At 41.7% G+C, this 18,253-nt stretch carries 12 protein-coding genes; 2 read left to right on the plus strand and 10 right to left on the minus strand.

Annotated elements, in window-relative coordinates:
* Window positions 1-11: 11 nt before the first annotated feature.
* From QEZ38_RS06715 to QEZ38_RS06755, 9 genes are all read right to left on the minus strand, one after another.
* Window positions 12-1,496, minus strand: a complete 1,485-nt coding sequence (locus tag QEZ38_RS06715) for an ABC transporter substrate-binding protein (protein WP_153224667.1) — start codon at window positions 1,494-1,496, stop codon at window positions 12-14.
* 109 nt (window positions 1,497-1,605) lie between these two features.
* Window positions 1,606-2,526 (minus strand): carbohydrate ABC transporter permease, encoded by a 921-nt coding sequence (locus QEZ38_RS06720; protein ID WP_281335406.1) that lies wholly within the window; start codon window positions 2,524-2,526, stop codon window positions 1,606-1,608.
* Window positions 2,527-2,539: 13 nt separating this feature from the next.
* The gene (locus QEZ38_RS06725; RefSeq protein WP_001032156.1) at window positions 2,540-3,469 is read right to left on the minus strand and encodes an ABC transporter permease; all 930 of its coding nucleotides are present in this window, start codon (window positions 3,467-3,469) and stop codon (window positions 2,540-2,542) included.
* 87 nt (window positions 3,470-3,556) lie between these two features.
* Window positions 3,557-3,859: a hypothetical protein gene (locus QEZ38_RS06730; protein WP_281335407.1), complete on the minus strand. Its 303-nt coding sequence runs from the start codon at window positions 3,857-3,859 to the stop codon at window positions 3,557-3,559.
* On the minus strand, window positions 3,856-4,401 hold the full coding sequence (locus QEZ38_RS06735) for a hypothetical protein (RefSeq protein ID WP_281335408.1): 546 nt from the start codon (window positions 4,399-4,401) through the stop codon (window positions 3,856-3,858). Before QEZ38_RS06735 ends, QEZ38_RS06730 begins: the two co-directional genes overlap by 4 nt.
* Window positions 4,402-4,513: 112 nt before the next feature.
* Window positions 4,514-6,394: a beta-N-acetylhexosaminidase gene (locus tag QEZ38_RS06740; protein ID WP_281335409.1), complete on the minus strand. Its 1,881-nt coding sequence runs from the start codon at window positions 6,392-6,394 to the stop codon at window positions 4,514-4,516.
* The gene (locus tag QEZ38_RS06745; RefSeq protein ID WP_281335410.1) at window positions 6,388-7,257 is read right to left on the minus strand and encodes an ROK family protein; all 870 of its coding nucleotides are present in this window, start codon (window positions 7,255-7,257) and stop codon (window positions 6,388-6,390) included. Before QEZ38_RS06745 ends, QEZ38_RS06740 begins: the two co-directional genes overlap by 7 nt.
* A gap of 84 nt (window positions 7,258-7,341) precedes the next feature.
* Complete coding sequence (locus tag QEZ38_RS06750; RefSeq protein WP_281335411.1) at window positions 7,342-9,987, minus strand: alpha-mannosidase; 2,646 nt, start codon at window positions 9,985-9,987, stop codon at window positions 7,342-7,344.
* Window positions 9,988-10,063: 76 nt separating this feature from the next.
* On the minus strand, window positions 10,064-11,344 hold the full coding sequence (locus QEZ38_RS06755) for a glycoside hydrolase family 125 protein (RefSeq protein WP_281335412.1): 1,281 nt from the start codon (window positions 11,342-11,344) through the stop codon (window positions 10,064-10,066).
* A 172-nt stretch (window positions 11,345-11,516) separates the two neighbouring features.
* On the opposite strand from QEZ38_RS06755, the gene QEZ38_RS06760 reads away from it, so the two are divergent.
* Together QEZ38_RS06760 and QEZ38_RS06765 are read left to right on the plus strand one after the other, a co-directional pair.
* Window positions 11,517-13,601 (plus strand): GH92 family glycosyl hydrolase, encoded by a 2,085-nt coding sequence (locus QEZ38_RS06760; RefSeq protein ID WP_281335413.1) that lies wholly within the window; start codon window positions 11,517-11,519, stop codon window positions 13,599-13,601.
* A gap of 425 nt (window positions 13,602-14,026) precedes the next feature.
* Window positions 14,027-15,475 (plus strand): APC family permease, encoded by a 1,449-nt coding sequence (locus QEZ38_RS06765; RefSeq protein ID WP_281335414.1) that lies wholly within the window; start codon window positions 14,027-14,029, stop codon window positions 15,473-15,475.
* Between the two features lie 116 nt (window positions 15,476-15,591).
* Here QEZ38_RS06765 and polA read toward each other — a convergent pair whose 3' ends face one another.
* Window positions 15,592-18,225 carry a DNA polymerase I gene (polA, locus tag QEZ38_RS06770; RefSeq protein WP_281335415.1) on the minus strand — a complete coding sequence of 878 codons (2,634 nt, stop codon included), beginning with the start codon at window positions 18,223-18,225 and terminating at the stop codon, window positions 15,592-15,594.
* Window positions 18,226-18,253: the final 28 nt, after the last annotated feature.

Below are 18,253 nucleotides of genomic sequence, written 5' to 3' on the forward strand. Positions count from 1 at the left end.
ATCAATCTATCTTAAGATTTTTTGTTTTTCAAGAATTCGTCGTATTGTTTTTGCATTTCATCCAATACTTTTTGGTATGCACCTTCAGATTTAAGTTTTTCCATCAATTCTGGAATAGCTTTTTCTGGGTCTACAGTACCAGTGTTGATAGCTGTATCGAATTGTTGCATAGTGTTAGTGATAGCTGAGATTTCAGATTTCACGTTGTCAGTGTTGAAGATGAATCCAAGCGCTGGAGATTCTTTAGCAGTTTCCAAGTCTTTCTTAGATTGTGCAATTTGTTCATCTGTAACGTTTTCGTTGATGTAAAGGATCCAGTTGTTACCAGTGTTCCATCCTGACATGTGAGTGTTTCCTTTGTATCCATCAAGGACTTTAACACGGTTTTCTTTACCTGCAACTTTTTCCCAGTTCTTGCCTTCTGGTCCATAAACAAGTCCGTTCAAGAGTTCTGGGTTAGTGTTCAAGAGGTTCAACACTTCCATTGCTTTTTCTTTGTTCTTAGAGTTGTTTGAAATTACAAAGTTTGCAACTTGAGTTGTTTGGTTTTTCTTGATGAAGTTAGTAAATGGTTTGATTTGGATGTCTCTGTTAGCAACACGAGAAAGCAAGCTGCTACCGTAGTCAGCTGGTCCTACTGTTTCTTCACGTACGAACCAAGTATCTTGAGTAAGATCATATGAAGTATCGCTAGTTGCTACGTCTTTTGGAATGTATCCTGCCTCATAGAATTTGTGAAGAGTCTTCAAGTGTTCTACGAAACGAGGAACTTCGTAACGGTTTACGATCTTAGTAGTGTCGCCTTCAAGGTCGATGACGAATGGAAGCCCATTTGCAACTGGGTAGTCAAAGTTTTCTGATGGGATAAAGTTTTTACCAACAGCGAATGGCATTACATCTGGAGCTTTTTCTTTGATTTGTTTCAAGACTGGTTCAAGTGTTTCATATGAAGTTACACCAGAGATATCGATTCCATATTTTTCAAGAAGTGGGCCGTTGAAGGCAAAGTTTTGTGAAGACGCAACGTTAGCCGCAACTGGAACTGAATAGATTTTACCGTTTACAGTGTTCCCTTTGATGTAAGCAGGGTCAAGCGCTTTGTAAAGATCAGCTCCTTCTTTCTTGTACAATTCTGTCAAGTCAGCATAAGCACCTTTTTGAGCGTTTACTACATAGTTATCTGCAAATGCGATATCGTAGTTTTCACCTGATGAAGTGATAACTGACATTTTCTTACCGTAGTCACCCCAACCAAGGTATTGGATATCCAATTTAGCACCAACTTTTTCTCCGATGATTTTGTTTGCATTTTCTAGCAATTCATCCAAGTTATCTGGTTTGTCACCGATTTGGTACATTTTGATAACAGTTTTGTCACCTGAAGCTGAGTCAGCAGCTTTTTGGTTGTTTCCTTTAAGGTTTCCACAAGCAGCAAGGCTAGCAGCTAAAGCGACAAGGCTAGCAGATGCAAAAGCATATTTTTTCCAGTTTTTCATTATAAAAACTCCTTTTTTTATTTTTAAAGTTATTAACAAGTTGAGATTGTTGATTTTTCTTAGCCAGAAAAATCAAGGTTAGGGAAGAAATAAGGTTTCTCAGATTTCCTTATTCTTTAACACCACCGATGGTCAAACCTTTTACAAAGTAGCGTTGGAAGAACGGATAGAGAATCGCGATAGGTAGGGTTGCAACTACAACCATGGCCATACGACCTGTTTCCTTTGGTAGGGCAACTGCAAGTTGTCCTGACATACCAACTGACTTGGCAATGTAATCCATGTTGTTTTGAATTTGCATGAGCAAATATTGCAATGGATACAAGTTGTCACTCTTGATGTAAAGAAGGGCGTTAAACCAGTCATTCCAGAATCCAAGCGCTGTCAATAGTGTAATCGTTGCGATACCTGGTAGTGAGAGCGGCAAGCAGATTTGGAAGAAGATACGAGCTTCACTAGCTCCATCGATACGAGCTGATTCGAGGATTGCTTCTGGAATGGTCTTCTTGAAGAAGGAACGCATCAACATGATGTTGAATGGTGATAGAAGCATCGGAACGATCAAGGCCCAAATGGTATCACCAAGATGAAGCAATTGAGTCACTACGATATAACCTGGTACCAAACCAGCATTGAACAACATACTGAGAAGAGCGAAGATTGTAAAGAATTTGCGGTACTTAAATGTTGAACGTGAGATGGCATAGGCGTAAGTTGTCGTGATAAAGACGTTTGTCAATGTTCCAACTACTGTTACAAATACTGAAACAAAGAGCGCTTGTAAAATCTTATCTTTGAACTGAGCCAAGAACTCAAAACCATCTAATCCAAACTGTGATGGGAAGAAGCTATATCCATGTTGAATGATACTCTTCTCATTTGTAATTGAGATAATGATAACAAAGATGAAAGGCAAGATACAAGAGAAGGCTAGCAAACCAGATATGATACTAAAGAAGATATCTGCTTTCTTGCTGAAGGAGTGTATGCCAACATTATCAATTTTTTCTTTTTGAATTTTTTTTGCCATATGCTCCTCCTTTCTAGAATAGTGCTGAGTTAGGATCAACACGTCTTGCAAGTAAGTTTGATAGGATAACCAGAATCAAACCGACGACTGACTGATAGAGACCGGCTGCTGAAGCCATACCGATGTCTGCTGTCTGTGTCAAACCATTAAAGACATAGACGTCCAATACGTTTGTTACGCTATAGAGCTGACCAGCGTTGTGAGGGATTTGATAGAAGAGACCGAAGTCTGCACGGAAGATGTTTCCGACTGCAAGGATGGTCAATACTGTCACAAGTGGTGTCAACTGAGGGATGGTTACGTTGCGGATACGTTGCCATTTGCTAGCACCGTCCACTGTCGCTGCTTCGTAGTAAGTTGGGTCAATACCCATGATTGTAGCGTAGTACATAACACTACTGTATCCGAAGCCTTTCCAGATACCTAGGAAAAGGAGGAGGTAAGGCCAGATACTGATGTCTGCGTAGAAGTTAATCCCTTTCATTCCGAGAGCTTCTAAGGTGTGATTGATAAGCCCTTTATCGATATTTAGGAAAGCATCTGTAAAGAAACTGATGATAACCCAAGATAGGAAGTACGGGAATAACATAGAAGTTTGGTAGATTTTAACCATTTGCTTAGAGCGAAGTTCACTAAGGATAATGGCAATCCCAACCGATACGATCAAACCAATAAAGATAAATCCAAGGTTGTAAAGGACAGTGTTTCGAGTGATGACAAAGGCATCTTTTGAACTAAATAAGAATCTGAAGTTATCTAGTCCAACCCATTTACTATTTATAATACTGTGGACGAATCCTTCACCAGTCATATGGTAGTCTTTGAAGGCAACCACATTTCCAAATACTGGGATGTAGAAGAATAAGATCAACCAAAGTGTCCCTGGTAAAACCATTAAGAGAAATATCCAATTATCTCTCAAAGTTTTTGAAAACTTGTTCATAATTTCCTCCCTTTTTATTTTTCTAAAACTTGATAATCTCACAATTTTTAGACTTGATAACGTTTACAAAAATAGTATACTCTTATTTTAAGGATAGTTTAAACTACTAATTATAGAAAAAACTCCACAAATTATTTTATGTGGAGAACTTTTTTTATGATAAGAAGTATGTTTCACGAGAAACGTCTTGCTTGCAAGAGGTGTTGCCCATATTTGTTGCTTGAAAACTTGTTCTAATATCGGTTGGTGAAATTCAACAAAATGAACCTGGGCATCTATAATAGCACCTGCTTCGTTTTGATTAATCTCTGGTTGCCCCTCAGTATGTAAAATAGTAGGGCGACCATCCTTATAGCCAAAGAGAATCACTTCTGTCCCTGCTTCATTCACATAACAGGCCAAGATTTCAAATCGTTTTTCTCCAAGACCAAGTAATCATAGGCATTGTCACTGGATACCCCGAAAATATTCCATCTGACTCTTTTCTGAGAAACAGTCGTTGTTTCTAATTTTTTGATGAATTCATTTTTTTCATCAAAGTTTCTATGCTCTAGTCTATAATAGGACTGTCCCATAGAAGCAGCCCAGCTTGCAAACTCTTCCTGCCACTTTTCAGTCTTGTATTGGATTAGCTTCTGAAAATCCGAGTAGTTCTTCATAATCAAGGCTTGGTCAGTCGGATTCGACAACTGAAGCTCTTCCATGGCTACAACCGTAGCAGCCATGGGTGATTGAACACTTGTATCCTTGTCTTCTTTTTCGTGGGAAAGAGCCTTTTGATAGGAATCCGCTAGGTAGTGAAAATAGTTGGTTACTTCCTTGGTTTGTTGCTCCCTCGGTGTTGATGGACTAGTTACGCTTTCTTCTGTCGCTTTGTGGCAAGCAGATAAAACTAGCACACTCGCACCTAGGACTAGTAGTAGCTTTTTCATAGTCAAACCTCCAAACTATCCTTATACCTTCATTATACTCCTTTCCTACCTCCAAATCAAAAAACATCTCCATTTATTTAAAAGGAGATGTTTGGCTATCTGTGATAAATTTCTAGGTCGTATAAATAGTTGAAGCTGTCGCGATGGTATGCCACTGGTTAGCTGTTGTAGCTGCAAAGTCCTTATCTGCGTAGAAGTCAGTAAATGGCAGAATCTCTACTTCCAGCTCGTCGATGCGGTCAAGCTGGCCAGCCAGATAAGCCTCGATACGGCTTTCTGCTCGCTTGATCCGTTGCAAGAGCCCACCCATGCGGATATCTACTGTATCCAAACCAAAGACCTTGTTTTCCTTCAACCATTGTTGGCTAAAGAGCTTGTGGAAGTTTTCAATCTCACTTCTGAGTTCTGGCAGTTCTTCTCTAGCGATTTGTTTCAAGCTTTCTTTATCATCCACTTGATAAGCCTCACGAATGCGTCGTCCCACATCAACCTTGCTACTTAAAATAGCATTCAACTGGGCCTGAGTTTCGAAAAGATAAGCGTAGACTCCAGCTTTTTCTTTAATGTCAGAAAGAGTCTCAGCTGCCTGGGCAAAGTGAGGCTTGTCCTGTTCAGGAGTCATGTGCTTATCAAGAATTGGGCAAAGAACATCCTGATAAAAGACATAGCGGTTGGGATTGATGCCGCTGAGATTTCCTGGTAGATCTGGTAAAAGGTTGGCCAAATCAAGCTGCATAAAGTCCTCAACCGATAAACCGGTATTGGTCTTGAAATGAGCTGACAAACGGTCTAAATCATTGCGGTAGCTGAGTTCTGCCCAGATTTGTAGACTTGGCAGAATAGAGAACTGAGCTGTTTCACCACCATTATCTCCCCAACCAGTCACAATGACTTCCTTGATCTGATTGGCACGGCAGGCTTTGTTTGCTTCGATAGCGATGAGACGACTGAAATGGTTGTGTGGTGTGAAACCAATCCACTTCCAAGCACCACCTGCAAAGGCAATATCCTGGCTAATCTTGTGGTGATTACCGAAGTTACGGTTGTATTTTTCTTCGCTATCCTGATAATAATCCCAGTAAATCAAGGTCACACGGTCTTTGAGACGGTCAAGATAAACACGAGTTTCTTCTGGAATTTCGACATCACGGTCGTACTGGCCATCTGCTGACATGAGTTTGAAGAACATATCGCTCCACATCTGGCAGTGGAAACCATACTTGTCTGCAATATCCAGCACGCGCTCCAAATGTTGGCACATGAGGAGGCTACGGTCCACAACACCGTTTAAGATGAGGTAGCGTCCCAAACCAACCAAGTGAGCTTCGTCCATGCCGATATTGACCTTGCGTGTTTGTAGCTTAGACAAAGTCGCAAACATGCCGTCAATTAGGTCGTAAACTTTTTCTTCGCCGATGAGGAGAATGTCCTCTACATCACGAAGTTGCTGGACTTCTTTGACACCCCATTTGACAAAGGCTGATAAGTGGGCCAAGGTCTGAATACAAGGTACAAAAGTCATGTCAAACTGCTGGGCGTAAGCTTCAATTTCCTGTAATTCTTCAGCTGAATAAGCCCCGCGGAAATAGCCAAAATAAGGTTGCCCTTCAATCTGATAGGTGTCTTCCATGTAGAGCTCAAAGGTTGAATAACCCATGAGAGCCAAGACTTCAATCATCTGCTTGGCAGATGCAACATTTAGAACCGCATTTCGCGAACAGTCAGCCATGTAGGCTAAATCTTCATAAGCCGCTTGCTCCTCAATCTCCACCTTATCACCTTCTTCTAAAGCTGTTGCGAGAACAGACAAGGCGCGATAGAGTTGGTGAGGTTTGCGATAAGTCAATTGATATTCTCCGCCCTCACCCTTGATAGAGATAGAAGCTTGGTCAGACTGAGCGACTGCTACCTCTACATCTGGCAGAGAAATGTGATTTTTTAATACTTCAATAGCTTGCGCTTGTTTACTGCTAATTCCGGTAAAATTTACCATTGGTTTTCCTCCTGTAACCAGTTGACAAGGGCACCGTAGAGATTGGCATCTGCCTGATAGGTGCAAGCTTGGATGACTGGCGCAATTGTATACTCTTCATATCTTTCCACAAAGACGTCTACCGCTTTTTGCACCCCTTTGATAAAATCTGGGTTCTGACTGATAGAGCCACCTAGGCTAATGACATCTGGGTCGATTAGATACTGGATATTGAGTAATCCTTGAGCAAGATTACGATTCATCCGCTTAATGGCTTCTTGGCAAAGGGCATTGCCTGCTGCAGCCTCTTGGTAAACCTTTCGGCCATCCCAGTCTGACTGACCTGATTTTTCAATCACATAACGAACCATGTTTCCTGTAGAAGCTAGTTGTGACCAGTTATTGAGTTTTTCTGCTGGTTCGATAGTTGTCATGTAACCAAACTCTCCACCCAATCCATGGCGACCACGGTGAATTTTGCCATTGATAATCATGGCTCCACCGATCCCTGTGCCAATGACAACACAGGCTGCATTTTCAATCTCAGGATGAGCTAGCAGTTCACTAAGTCCAACACAGTTGGCATCATTTTCTAGATGGACAGGGAGTTGGTGATGAGCAAGGCTCTCATACCATGAAAAACCATGGATATAAGGAATGGCACTAATCCCCTCAATCACACCTGTTTCTTGATTGACCGCTCCTGGAACGCTCATAGCAATCCCACGATAGTCCTGTTCTGACAAGCGTTGGTCCAACCAAGCCAATAAATCTTCTAGAGTTTCTGGAGTTGGGGTGCTGGTCTTATCTAAAATCTTTCCATCAGGAGTTAGACTAGCAAACTTAATGCCAGTCCCTCCGATATCAATCGTTGCAATGGTCATTGCTTTCACCTGCAAAAAGGAGCGAATCAGTATTTGGTTCTTACTTTTTCGCTCCTCCTTTCTGTTTATGTTTACTTTTTGAAATTAAATTTCTTCTTTTTGAATGAGTTCTGTACGAATTTCCTGTGGTGCCAATAGTCCTGAATGGACTGGGTATGGGCGTTCCAACAAGTCAAGAATGATTTGTTGTTTTTCAGACACGCGGATATTTTCTTGACTCATGTTGTAGTAACGAAGGACATAACCTTCTTCATTCTCAGCCACCTTAAAGGCTGTTGGACAGACTTGTGGCAAGTTCAGTGCCGGATGGTTAAAGAGGCTTCCCGTTGCTGCAACACTACCCTCTTGTTTTGCAACTTGAAGAGCTGTAAATGGCACCTGGAAGGCTTTGGCACGACGGAAAGCTGAGAAGCGTTCCCCTGCTTGGTGGCATTCTACTGCAAACTCAACTTCGATAGCTCGCAAGCACTGAGCTTCTGGTGTTGGGAAGTAGCCCCAGTCACCGAGTTCGCCTGAAGCACGAAGAAGGGTTACAGCCATCGTATCGTCTCCAAGAATTTCATACTCGTGCAATCCTTTATTGGATACTGTCACTCCTTTGACATCATCATACAAGCTAACAAAGGCTTGTTGGTGTTGTGGATTTTCAGGATTTTCCCAAGAAGCTGCTGGTTTATTTGGTCTTGTCACAACTTCATAGATGCTTTCAGAATCATTACTTGGACGAGTATTATGAGTTTTCACCAAGAGACGGATGCGGTGATCCTTGGCTGTGTTGGTAAAGCGAGTTTTAAAGCGAATCTGTGGATTGTCCACAAAGACAGTCATTTCTGTTTCAAGAGGAATGGTTGTCAACTCTTCTGAACGACCTGCATCTCGTTTCATGAACTCGATGATACCTCTTTGTTCTGCATCCAATTTTTCATCTGCGCTAACTGGAATAGTCAAGTCATGTTTGAGCAATACCTTAGCATATCGAGCATTGTTTTCTAGGACATCGTATCCCTTCAATTGAGCATAGATTGGATCAGTTCCTTTTGGTTGGAAGTAAATGTACTCGTTACCAATATCTCCACGGTCCTCGAATTGGATGAAATCTTCGTAAGCTTCGTTTGTAGTCTTGTCATAGACTGTGATTCCTTGGTCTACACTAACAGTTACAAACGGTGTATCAATGACTCCATTTTGGTAAATACCATCTCGGTATTCTACTCGACCTTCAACCAATTGGAAACTAGCCCAAGAAAGTGGAGCCAGATGAACTGGGATTGTCACGCGCACTTGGCGTGCAATATAGGGTTGGCGGAATTTATCCTTAGGCAAAGTATAGCCAAAACTTGCTCCCAAGTCTTCAATCTTGGCTTCAAGGACATGGCCATCCAAATCTTCAACATGGTACTCTGGCAAGGACACGGCTGCCATCTTCTTGTAGCCTTCAGTTGGATGTAACTCTTTGAAATCACAGGTAACAACATCAACCACAACACTAACTGTATCAACCTTGTCATGTAATCCAGTGTTGATAACCGTAAAGAGGTGGTCACTTTGTGCTTCCTGAGTTGCTATTTTGTGTTTCCATTCATTGAGAAGGTTTGTTTTGACGAAGTTTCCAACTTGGTTGACCTTGGCGAAGCGAGTTTCCATTTCACGGTGAACCTCGTCAATACTACAACCACAGATACTATCGTGTGGGGCATTTTGCAAGAGTACTTTCCAAGCATAAGTTAATTGATCCTTGTGGTTATGTCCACCAGTAATGATGGTCAAAGGTTCTACTACTTGCTCCAACAAATTGCTGTTTTCTTGGAAGGCTTGTTTGAGATAAACGCGTGAAGAAGAGGTATTAGCAAGAGTGTACCAACCATCCGTTTCCTGGCTAGTCAACTCACCTGTAACAGTTGATAGGTGTTCAGGAAGTGCACTTTCGACTGCTTGAACGTATTCATCAAAGGAGCTGTGAACAAAGGTCACGTCAGGGAAAAGTTCGTTTGCCACACGAATGGCTTCACTCAAATTTCGTTGAACTGGTTGGTGATCACATCCGTTCATCATCAACCATTGATTAGTCGATGCATAGTCACGAACATCTGCCAATTTTTGTTTCCAGAAAGCTAAAGCTTCGTCTTTATCTACCGGAATTTCGTTCCCGTTACTGTACCAGTTAGCAAAGAGAATACCAAGCACACGGCTACCATCAGCTCCCTGCCAGTACATTTCTGAAAATTGAGAGGTGAACTGCTCATCTTCAAGGACTTGGTTGTCAAATCCGATTGGCTTCACACCGCGACCAAAGGCTGCTACGTGAATACCTGATTTTTGAAGAATTTGAGGAGCTTGCCCCATATTCCCAAAGGTATCTGGGAAGTAACCAATTTGAGTAGATTTGCCCCATTTAGCACATTCAGCTTGACCAATCAAGGTATTACGGACATTGGCTTCACTGGAGATCAAGTAATCATCCTGCAAGATGTAAAAAGGACCAATCTTGAGCTTGCCTTCGTCGATATAACGCTGCACCTTGTCACGGTTTTCAGGACGAATTTCTAAATAGTCATCGAGGACGATGGTTTGTCCATCCAGGTGGAAACTCTTGAACTCAGGATCATTTTCAAAAAGATCAAAAAGATTGTCAAAAAGTTCCACCAACTGCATACGGTGACTTTCAAAAGGTAGATACCACTCACGATCCCAGTGACTGTGAGAGATGATATGTACAACAACATTTTCCATGAGTAAAACCTCATTCTAACTTAAATTTAAAAATATATTTGTGATTCTTTACAAGAATCTGTTGAGCGATAGCTCATTAGCGAATATCCAGGTAATCTAAGACCAATTCGCAGAACATCATATTGGCCCATGAGAACCATTCACGAGAGTAGAGAGTCGGATCATCGACGTGGAAGCTTTCGTGCATAACGCCTGTCCCACCATCACAAGCGACGAGCTGATCTAGCAAGAATTTTTTCTCAGCTTTATCTGTAGCTGTCAAGCCTTGGATAGATAGGGCAATCGGCCAGATATAACGATAGAAGGTATGAGAACTTCCGAGACCGCTAGCGTATTCTCCTTGGTAGAAGTAGGGATTTTCAGGACTGAGAATAGTGCGACGAGTGGCTTGATAGACCTCATCGTTCACATCACAGTAACCAAGATAGGGAGCAGCTAACAAGCTTGGCACGTTAGGATCGTCCATGATGCTAGCATTTCCTAGACCATCCACTTCAAAGGCATAAATCTTTTCACCCTTACTGTTAGTCGTGTAGGCATAATTTTCGATTCCTTCTTGAATCTCAGTCTGCAGGCGTTTGGCATCAGCAATGATGCTTTCACTATCGGCTAGATTCAATTCTGCAAAGATTTCCTGGACATAACCCAAAACAACCACCGCAAACATATTTGATGAAATCAAGTAGCTGTACTGACAGCAGTCATCACTTGGACGGAAGGCTGACCAGGTCATCCCTGTCACGGCAAAGTCAGGACCAAAACCATCATTAACCAACGTATCTTCCTTACGGTCTGTATCCCGAACGAAGCGATAAGGTGAGTTCTTGTGGTCTTGTTCAACCGTCCAGAGATGGAGAATTTCCTTGGTCGCTGTAACAAAAGTTTCATCAAATTGGCTCGTCTCACCAGTTTCTTTCCAAAGGAGGTAAGCCAACTGCAATGGGTAGCAAAGTGAATCCACTTCATACTTACGCTCCCAAATCCAGCCATTCAAGTCTGTATGGTCTGTCTCGTGATGCCCCTTCCAGTTCTCCTCAATATTGAAAGAGTTGGCATAGGGATCTTTGAGAATCAAAGTCATCTGACGTTTGACCAAACCAGCAATGGTCTGACGCAAACGAGGATCTCTTTTAGCCACATGGAGGTAAGGTCTTAGCTGAGCAGTCGAGTCCCGAAGCCACATAGCTGGGATATCTCCTGTCAGTACAAAGGTCGAGCCGTCTTCTAAGATTTCAACTGTATTGTCTAAAGTGTCTGTGTAGCAACGTTCAAAGATATCTACCCATTCAGGATGATCTTTAGCACGCTCCGCTACCTCATCTAGCCACTCTCTGACGATTTCTTTTGAATAAACCATAAACTATTTTGCCTCTTTCAAACAAATTTTCATTTTCAGTATATAGCTTTTAGTCCAGAAAATATATACACAAATGTTAGTCATTATTCTACAAAATTGTTATATTTGAAAGTCATTTTCTAAAAGTATCCTTTTTCTGATATAATGTAGAAAACTACTGAAGGAAATCGCTATGAAACCGATACTTGAAACCATTGATACCCGCTTTGGCACCGCGAGCAAGCATGCCTTTTCTCGGGGAAATACCCTACCTTACACAGGTGTTCCTTTTGGCATGAATTACTTTGTTCCACAAACTAGTGACCAGGAAGGGTCTTGGTTTTTTGATCCCCATCTTCCTATCTTTCAGGGTATTCGACTAACCCATCAGCCTAGCCCTTGGATTGGCGATTATTCTTGGTTACTACTGACTCCTATTACAGGAGAAATCAGTGGCGACACCCTCTTCCATCGTCAGTCTTCTTATAACCTTGATCGTGCTATTTTCAATCCTCATTTTCTAAAGATTTTTTCTGAGCGTTATCAGATTGAAACTCAACTCACACCTACTTGCTACGGGGCTTCTATTCAACTAAGACAGATACAAGGCAAGAAACTCTCACTCTATCTGCATGCAGCAGATGATTTATCACTAGAGCAAATAGATGAGCGTACTGTCAGCCTTGGTCAAATCGGATTAACCGAAACCAACAAAAGTCCCCTCGTCATGTTTACTGCTCTCGCATTCTCTACAGATATTTTATCTATCAATCAAGTGGGGCAAGACTGGCGTATCGACTTGGCTGAATCGGAAGCTCAAGTTCAACTAGCCACTTCATTTATTTCCAAAGAACAAGCTTTCTTTAATCTTCCTAAACAGGATTTTACAGAAACAAGAGTAGACGCCAAAAAAAGTTGGGAAGATCTTCTAGGCCGTTTTGATGTTGTTGAAACTGGTCCAGTAGACCGAACATTTTTTGATCACTGCCTTTATAGACTTTTTCTCTTCCCGCAAACCTTTTATGAGGTGAGTGAACAGGGAGAAGAGATTCATATAAACCTCGCTTCAGGAACAATTAAACCAGGTCTTCTTTTTACCAATAATGGTTTCTGGGATACCTTCCGCACTTCATTCCCACTCTTTGCCTTGATTATTCCAGAATACTATCGTCAGTTCCTTGAAGGCTTCCTCAATAGCTACCGCGACACTGGATATCTTCCTAAGTGGCCTGCCCCTGATGAAAGAGGAATGATGCCTGGCACTTTGATTGATGGTCTTATTGCAGATAGCGCCTGCAAAAACATGGCACCTGAGCTTGAGGAAGAATTTCTCAAAGCCATGATCAAAACTGCGACCAAGGCAGATCCAAAAGCTATCAATGGACGACACGGCCTGGCCCAATACCAAAAGCTAGGATACCTATCCACGGACTTCCATGAAAGTGTCAGTCATACACTGGACTATGCTTACAGTGATTTTTGCATCTCTACCTGCGCAGCAAAATTAGGGCAAGAAGAGCTAGCCCAAACCTATGCTCACTATTCTAAGAATTATCAAAACCTCTTTGACTCTGAGACAGGCTATATGAGGGCGCGTGATGTAGATGGCAACTTCCGTCCGGACTTTTCTCCCTATAGTTGGGGGCGTGACTACGCCGAATGTTCAGCTATTCAAGCCAGTCTAGGTGTCTTACATGACATTTCTGGACTTAGCCAACTAATGGGTGGAAAAGAAGCCTTTAGCAACTATCTTTTAAAAGCTTGTCAAAGTCTCCCTCTCTTTGAAACGACAGGCTATGGATATGAAATTCACGAGATGAGCGAAATGGCAACAGCACCATTTGGTCAACTAGCCATTTCCAACCAACCAAGTTTCCACATCCCTTATCTCTTCCGCTATAGCAATTATCCTCAATACACCAGTCTCTTAATCAAGACTCTCCGTCAAAAAGCCTTTCGAGCTGGCTGGGATGCTTATCCAGGAGATGAGGATAACGGTAGTCTATCTGCCTGGTATGTCTGGTCTGCTCTTGGACTTTACCCGACCTGCCCAGGAAAAGCAAGCTATGACCTTGGGATTCCACTCTTTGACCACCTTCGTGTCTATCTGGCAGATAAAAATCATTGGCTTGATATTCGCACGCAACAAAATCATGAACACTTCCACTTTGTAAAAAACTGTCAACTGGATGAGAAAGAAGTTCAGAGTATCCGTCACCAGGATTTGCTAGATGCTCAAACTCTCAACTTTACCCTCAGCTGGTTACCAAATCACTAATAGGTCAAATCCCTTTGTCATGTACAAGGGGATTTTCTGATTTATAGTAAATCTTCCACAAAGTTATCCACAGATTGTGCATAACTTTCAATCAACTTTCAAATCAATTTCATGTATTTTCAAACGATTCCTCTCAACCATTTTTTTGACATTCTAAAGTAAAACACCCTCAATAGACTGTTCTATCAGTCTTTATAACCGACTAGCTTAGTACCCAACTCACACATTCTATCTCTTTTTTCTAAACTAACATTTGGAAAACAATTTTTTATTTCACAAAGTTATCCACAGATTGTGTATAACTTTTACTCAAGTACAAACTCCAGCTGATAAATTCCCCCTACATTTTTTATAGGAAATTTCGGATTTTGTTAGGCGCTTTCAAAAAAACATGATATACTGAAATTAATAGAAAAGGAGACATTATGAAAAAAGATCAACACCAACTTAATTGGCTGATGGTTTCTCTGATTGCCTTCAACATGGTTTGGGGGCTAGGAAACGTCGTCAACAACTATTCTCAACAGGGAATTTCAGTCGTCGTATCTTGGGTTCTAATCCTCGCACTCTACTTTATCCCCTATTCCCTCATCGTTGGACAATTAGGTTCTACCTTTAAGGAGAGCGGAAGCGGTGTTAGTGACTGGGTTGAAAAAACATCAACCAAACGTCTCGCCTACTTTGCTGCTTGGACCTACTGGGTTGTGCATATCCCTTATCTCGCACAAAAACCTCAAGGAATTCTAATTCCGCTTGGTTGGGCCTTACAAGGTAACGGACAATTCCTTAAACAAATCGACATCCACTGGATCGTTATTCTCTGCTTGCTAATCTTTGGACTTTTCCTCTACCTTTCTACAAAGGGATTGGCAACTCTAAAAGTCATTGGTAGCTTGGCAGGAAGTGCCATGTTGATTATGTCTTTACTCTTTGTGCTTTTGGCTGTTGGTCTGCCTTTCATTAAACCAGACATCCAATTTGCGACACCGCACATGGATCAACTGAGCACCTACATTCCAAACTTTGATTTTTCTTACTTTACAACGATTTCACTACTAGTCTTTGCCGTTGGTGGTTGTGAAAAAATTTCCCCTTATGTTAATCAAACTCGCAACCCTGCAAAAGAATTTCCAAAAGGTATGATTGTCATGGCCATCATGGTGGGGCTCTCTGCTATCCTCGGATCAGTTGCCATGGGAATGCTATTTGATGGCAATAACATCCCTGAAGACCTCATGCGTAATGGTGCTTATCAAGCCTTCCAAATGTTAGGAAATTCTTGGGGAGTTGGAAACCTCTTTGTCGTGATCTACGCTCTTACAAACATGGTCGGACAAATCGCTGCGCTTGCCTTCTCTATTGACGCACCATTGCAAATCCTTCTCAATAACGCTGATGAAAACTACATCCCGAGCTGGCTTCGCAAACGTACTGAAAAAGGTGTCCTCATTAACGGCTACCTTCTTACAGGTGTCCTCGTTAGCCTTATTATCATCCTCCCAATTTTTGGTATTCAGGAAATTGACGGACTTGTAAAATGGATGACCAACCTCAATTCGATCGTAATGCCAATGCGTTATCTCTGGGTATTCCTTGCCTACATGATGCTTAACCGTGCTTGGAAGACATACAAAAATGCCGAATACAAGTTTGTGAACAATCCTAAACTTGGCTTTGTTATCGGTACTTGGTGCTTCCTCTTCACTGCCTTTGCTTGTATCCTTGGTATGGTTCCAAAAATTAATTACGCTGAGAATCCAACTGCTTGGCAATTCTCTCTTCTTACAAATATCTTGACCCCAATTATTCTGATTGGATTAGGTGTGATTCTACCAGTACTTGCCAAAAAAGAACAAAAGAAACAACTCAAGTAAGTCTACTACTAGCTAGATTAAATCGCTTTTATCTTTTCTTGCAAAATTTTCTCAGCAAAAATCCCCTTTGAACAGTAAAGTTCAAGGGGATTTCTTTTTGTTTAATAGTCTATTTTTTACTTGGCCTCATACCAAGTTACGCCTTCATTTTCATCAGCAATGAGGGGCACACTGAGTTGAATGGCATCTTCCATGGTTTGTTTGACGAGTTTTTTGATAGCAGCTAATTCTGACTTAGGAACTTCAAGAACGATTTCATCGTGTACTTGTAGAAGTATCTTAGTTTGATAACCACCTGCTAGCAAGGCTTTATCTAGCTGAATCATAGCGATTTTAAGAATATCTGCAGCCGATCCTTGAATAGGTGAGTTGATAGCTGTACGCTCTGCAAAACCACGAACGTTAAAGTTACGCGAATTGATATCTGGTAACTCACGACGACGTTTGAAGAGAGTCTCCACATAACCCTTATCACGCGCCTCACGCACCACTTCATCCATGTAGTTTTTAATACCTGGGAAACGTTCAAAGTAGGTATCAATGTAGGCTTTGGCCTCTTTACGGCTGATACCTAGGTTATTGGATAAACCAAAGTCTGAAATTCCGTAAACCACTCCAAAATTGACAGCCTTGGCATTACGACGGTCGTTTGGAGTCACATCCTCAGGACGTTCAATTCCAAAGACACGCATGGCTGTCGAGGTATGGATATCAGCTCCCTCTTGGAAGGCCTTGATTAAGTGCTCATCTTTAGAGATATGCGCCAAAACTCGCAACTCAATCTGTGAATAGTCAGAGCTGAGAAGGACACTATCCTCCCACTCTGGCACGAAAGCCTTACGAATGAGGCGCCCTTGTTCCAAACGAACAGGGATATTTTGCAAGTTTGGATCCACACTAGACAAACGACCTGTCTGAGTCAAATCTTGCACATAGCGCGTGTGAATCTTGCCATCCGCTAAAATCCAATCCTGTAGACCGATTACATAAGTCGATTGAATCTTAGCAATTTGACGGTAATCAAGAATTTTCTTGACGATTGGGGCAATCGGAGCTAGACGCTCCAAGACATCTACTGCTGTCGAGTAACCGGTCTTGGTTTTCTTGGTGTATTCGAGAGGGAGACCTAGTTTTTCAAAAAGAAGGACGCCCAACTGTTTAGGTGAGTTGATATTAAACTCTTCACCAGCCAGCTCATAAATCTCTTGCGTCAACTTTTCGATGACGAGTTCATTTTCAGCTTGCATCTCAAGCAAGGTTTCTTTTTTAACCTTGATCCCAGCTATTTCCATCTTAGCAAGGACAAATGCCAGAGGCTGCTCCATATCATAGAGAAGGTCTAGTTGCCCGTTTTCGCTTAATTTTTCAAGTAAGACAGGCTCCGTCTCAACCAATACAGCAACCTTACGAGCCAAGTGTTCCAAGAGTTTCTCTCGCTCTGGGATAGCTTTTTTGACACCCTTGCCGTAGAAAGTTTCATCATCGACTAGGTAAGTTTGACCATAGAGACTAGCAATAGTTGAAATTTCATTATTCTCGACAGTAGAGAGAAGGTATTTGGCTAAACGACTGTCAAAAGCAGGAGTCTGCAAATTCAAACCAAAGCGATTTAAGAGAATCTTAGCCTTCTTAAAGTCATACACTTTCAGAGGTGTTTTTTCTAGAAAATCCTTAAAAATCGGATCCTGCAGAAGTTCCAACTTATCTGTAGCGTAGAGCTTATCCCCACATGACCAAGCAAAGCCAATCAAGTCATCAGTATGGTAATTTTCCCCAAAAAGTTCAAAGTGAAAAATGGAATCTTCACTCAGCATATCTTGACTCACTTTATCCACCATAGTGAAATTCAAAGTCTCAGCTTGGTTAGTCTGAGAAGCATTCAAGGCCTGTTTCAGTTGCTTGAAGCCCATCTCATCGTAGAATTTCCCGAGATTTTCCACATCTGGACCACTATAAACCAAATCATCTAGGCCGATTTCAATCGGTGCTTTCGTATCAATCGTCGCCAGTGTTTTAGACAGAAAGGCTTGCTCCTTATCATTGATGAGATTTTCCTTCATCTTCGATGCCTTCATCTCATCAATATTTTCATAAATACCTTCAAGCGAGCCATGTTCTAACAAGAGCTTAATACCAGTCTTTTCACCAATCTTGGTGACGCCAGGGATATTATCTGACTTATCTCCCATGAGGGCCTTAAGATCGATGAACTGAGCTGGTGTGATGCCCATCTTTTCCATGAGATATTCTGGTGTAAATGCCTCAAACTCAGCTACACCTTTCTTAGAAATCTCAACCACTGTATGTTCATCTGTCAACTGGATCAAGTCCTTGTCTCCACTGACGATAGTTACATCAAAAGCATCCTTTTCAGCCAAACGACCAAGAGTTCCAATGATATCATCTGCTTCATACTGGGCCAACTCATAATGACGAATTCCCAGATGGTCTAGCAACTCACGAATAAAAGGAAATTGCTCACGAAACTCATCCGGAGTCTTAGCACGACCACCCTTATAATCTGCATACATCTCTGTACGGAAAGTCGTCTTCCCCGCATCAAAAGCAACCAAGATATGACTCGGTTGAACACGCTCCAACAGGTGATTTAGCATCAAATGAAAACCGTAGATTGCATTGGTATGTAGTCCATTGTCATTTTTAAAACGATCCAGTTGCTGGTAAAGTGCAAAGAATGCCCGAAAAGCAACTGAAGATCCGTCAATTAGTAATAATTTTTTCTTGTCCATACACCCATTATAAAGGAAAGCAGGGAAA

The organism is Streptococcus taonis (genome assembly GCF_029948085.1).
Classification (GTDB): domain Bacteria; phylum Bacillota; class Bacilli; order Lactobacillales; family Streptococcaceae; genus Streptococcus; species Streptococcus taonis.

Coding starts and splice junctions, on each gene's coding strand:
- QEZ38_RS06715 (WP_153224667.1), bottom strand. CDS start 1,496: ATGAAAAACTGGAAAAAATATGCTTTTGCATCTGCTAGCCTTGTCGCT.
- QEZ38_RS06720 (WP_281335406.1), bottom strand. CDS start 2,526: ATGGCAAAAAAAATTCAAAAAGAAAAAATTGATAATGTTGGCATACAC.
- QEZ38_RS06725 (WP_001032156.1), bottom strand. CDS start 3,469: ATGAACAAGTTTTCAAAAACTTTGAGAGATAATTGGATATTTCTCTTA.
- QEZ38_RS06735 (WP_281335408.1), bottom strand. CDS start 4,401: ATGAAAAAGCTACTACTAGTCCTAGGTGCGAGTGTGCTAGTTTTATCT.
- QEZ38_RS06740 (WP_281335409.1), bottom strand. CDS start 6,394: ATGGTAAATTTTACCGGAATTAGCAGTAAACAAGCGCAAGCTATTGAA.
- QEZ38_RS06745 (WP_281335410.1), bottom strand. CDS start 7,257: ATGACCATTGCAACGATTGATATCGGAGGGACTGGCATTAAGTTTGCT.
- QEZ38_RS06750 (WP_281335411.1), bottom strand. CDS start 9,987: ATGGAAAATGTTGTTGTACATATCATCTCTCACAGTCACTGGGATCGT.
- QEZ38_RS06755 (WP_281335412.1), bottom strand. CDS start 11,344: ATGGTTTATTCAAAAGAAATCGTCAGAGAGTGGCTAGATGAGGTAGCG.
- QEZ38_RS06760 (WP_281335413.1), top strand. CDS start 11,517: ATGAAACCGATACTTGAAACCATTGATACCCGCTTTGGCACCGCGAGC.
- QEZ38_RS06765 (WP_281335414.1), top strand. CDS start 14,027: ATGAAAAAAGATCAACACCAACTTAATTGGCTGATGGTTTCTCTGATT.
- polA (WP_281335415.1), bottom strand. CDS start 18,225: ATGGACAAGAAAAAATTATTACTAATTGACGGATCTTCAGTTGCTTTT.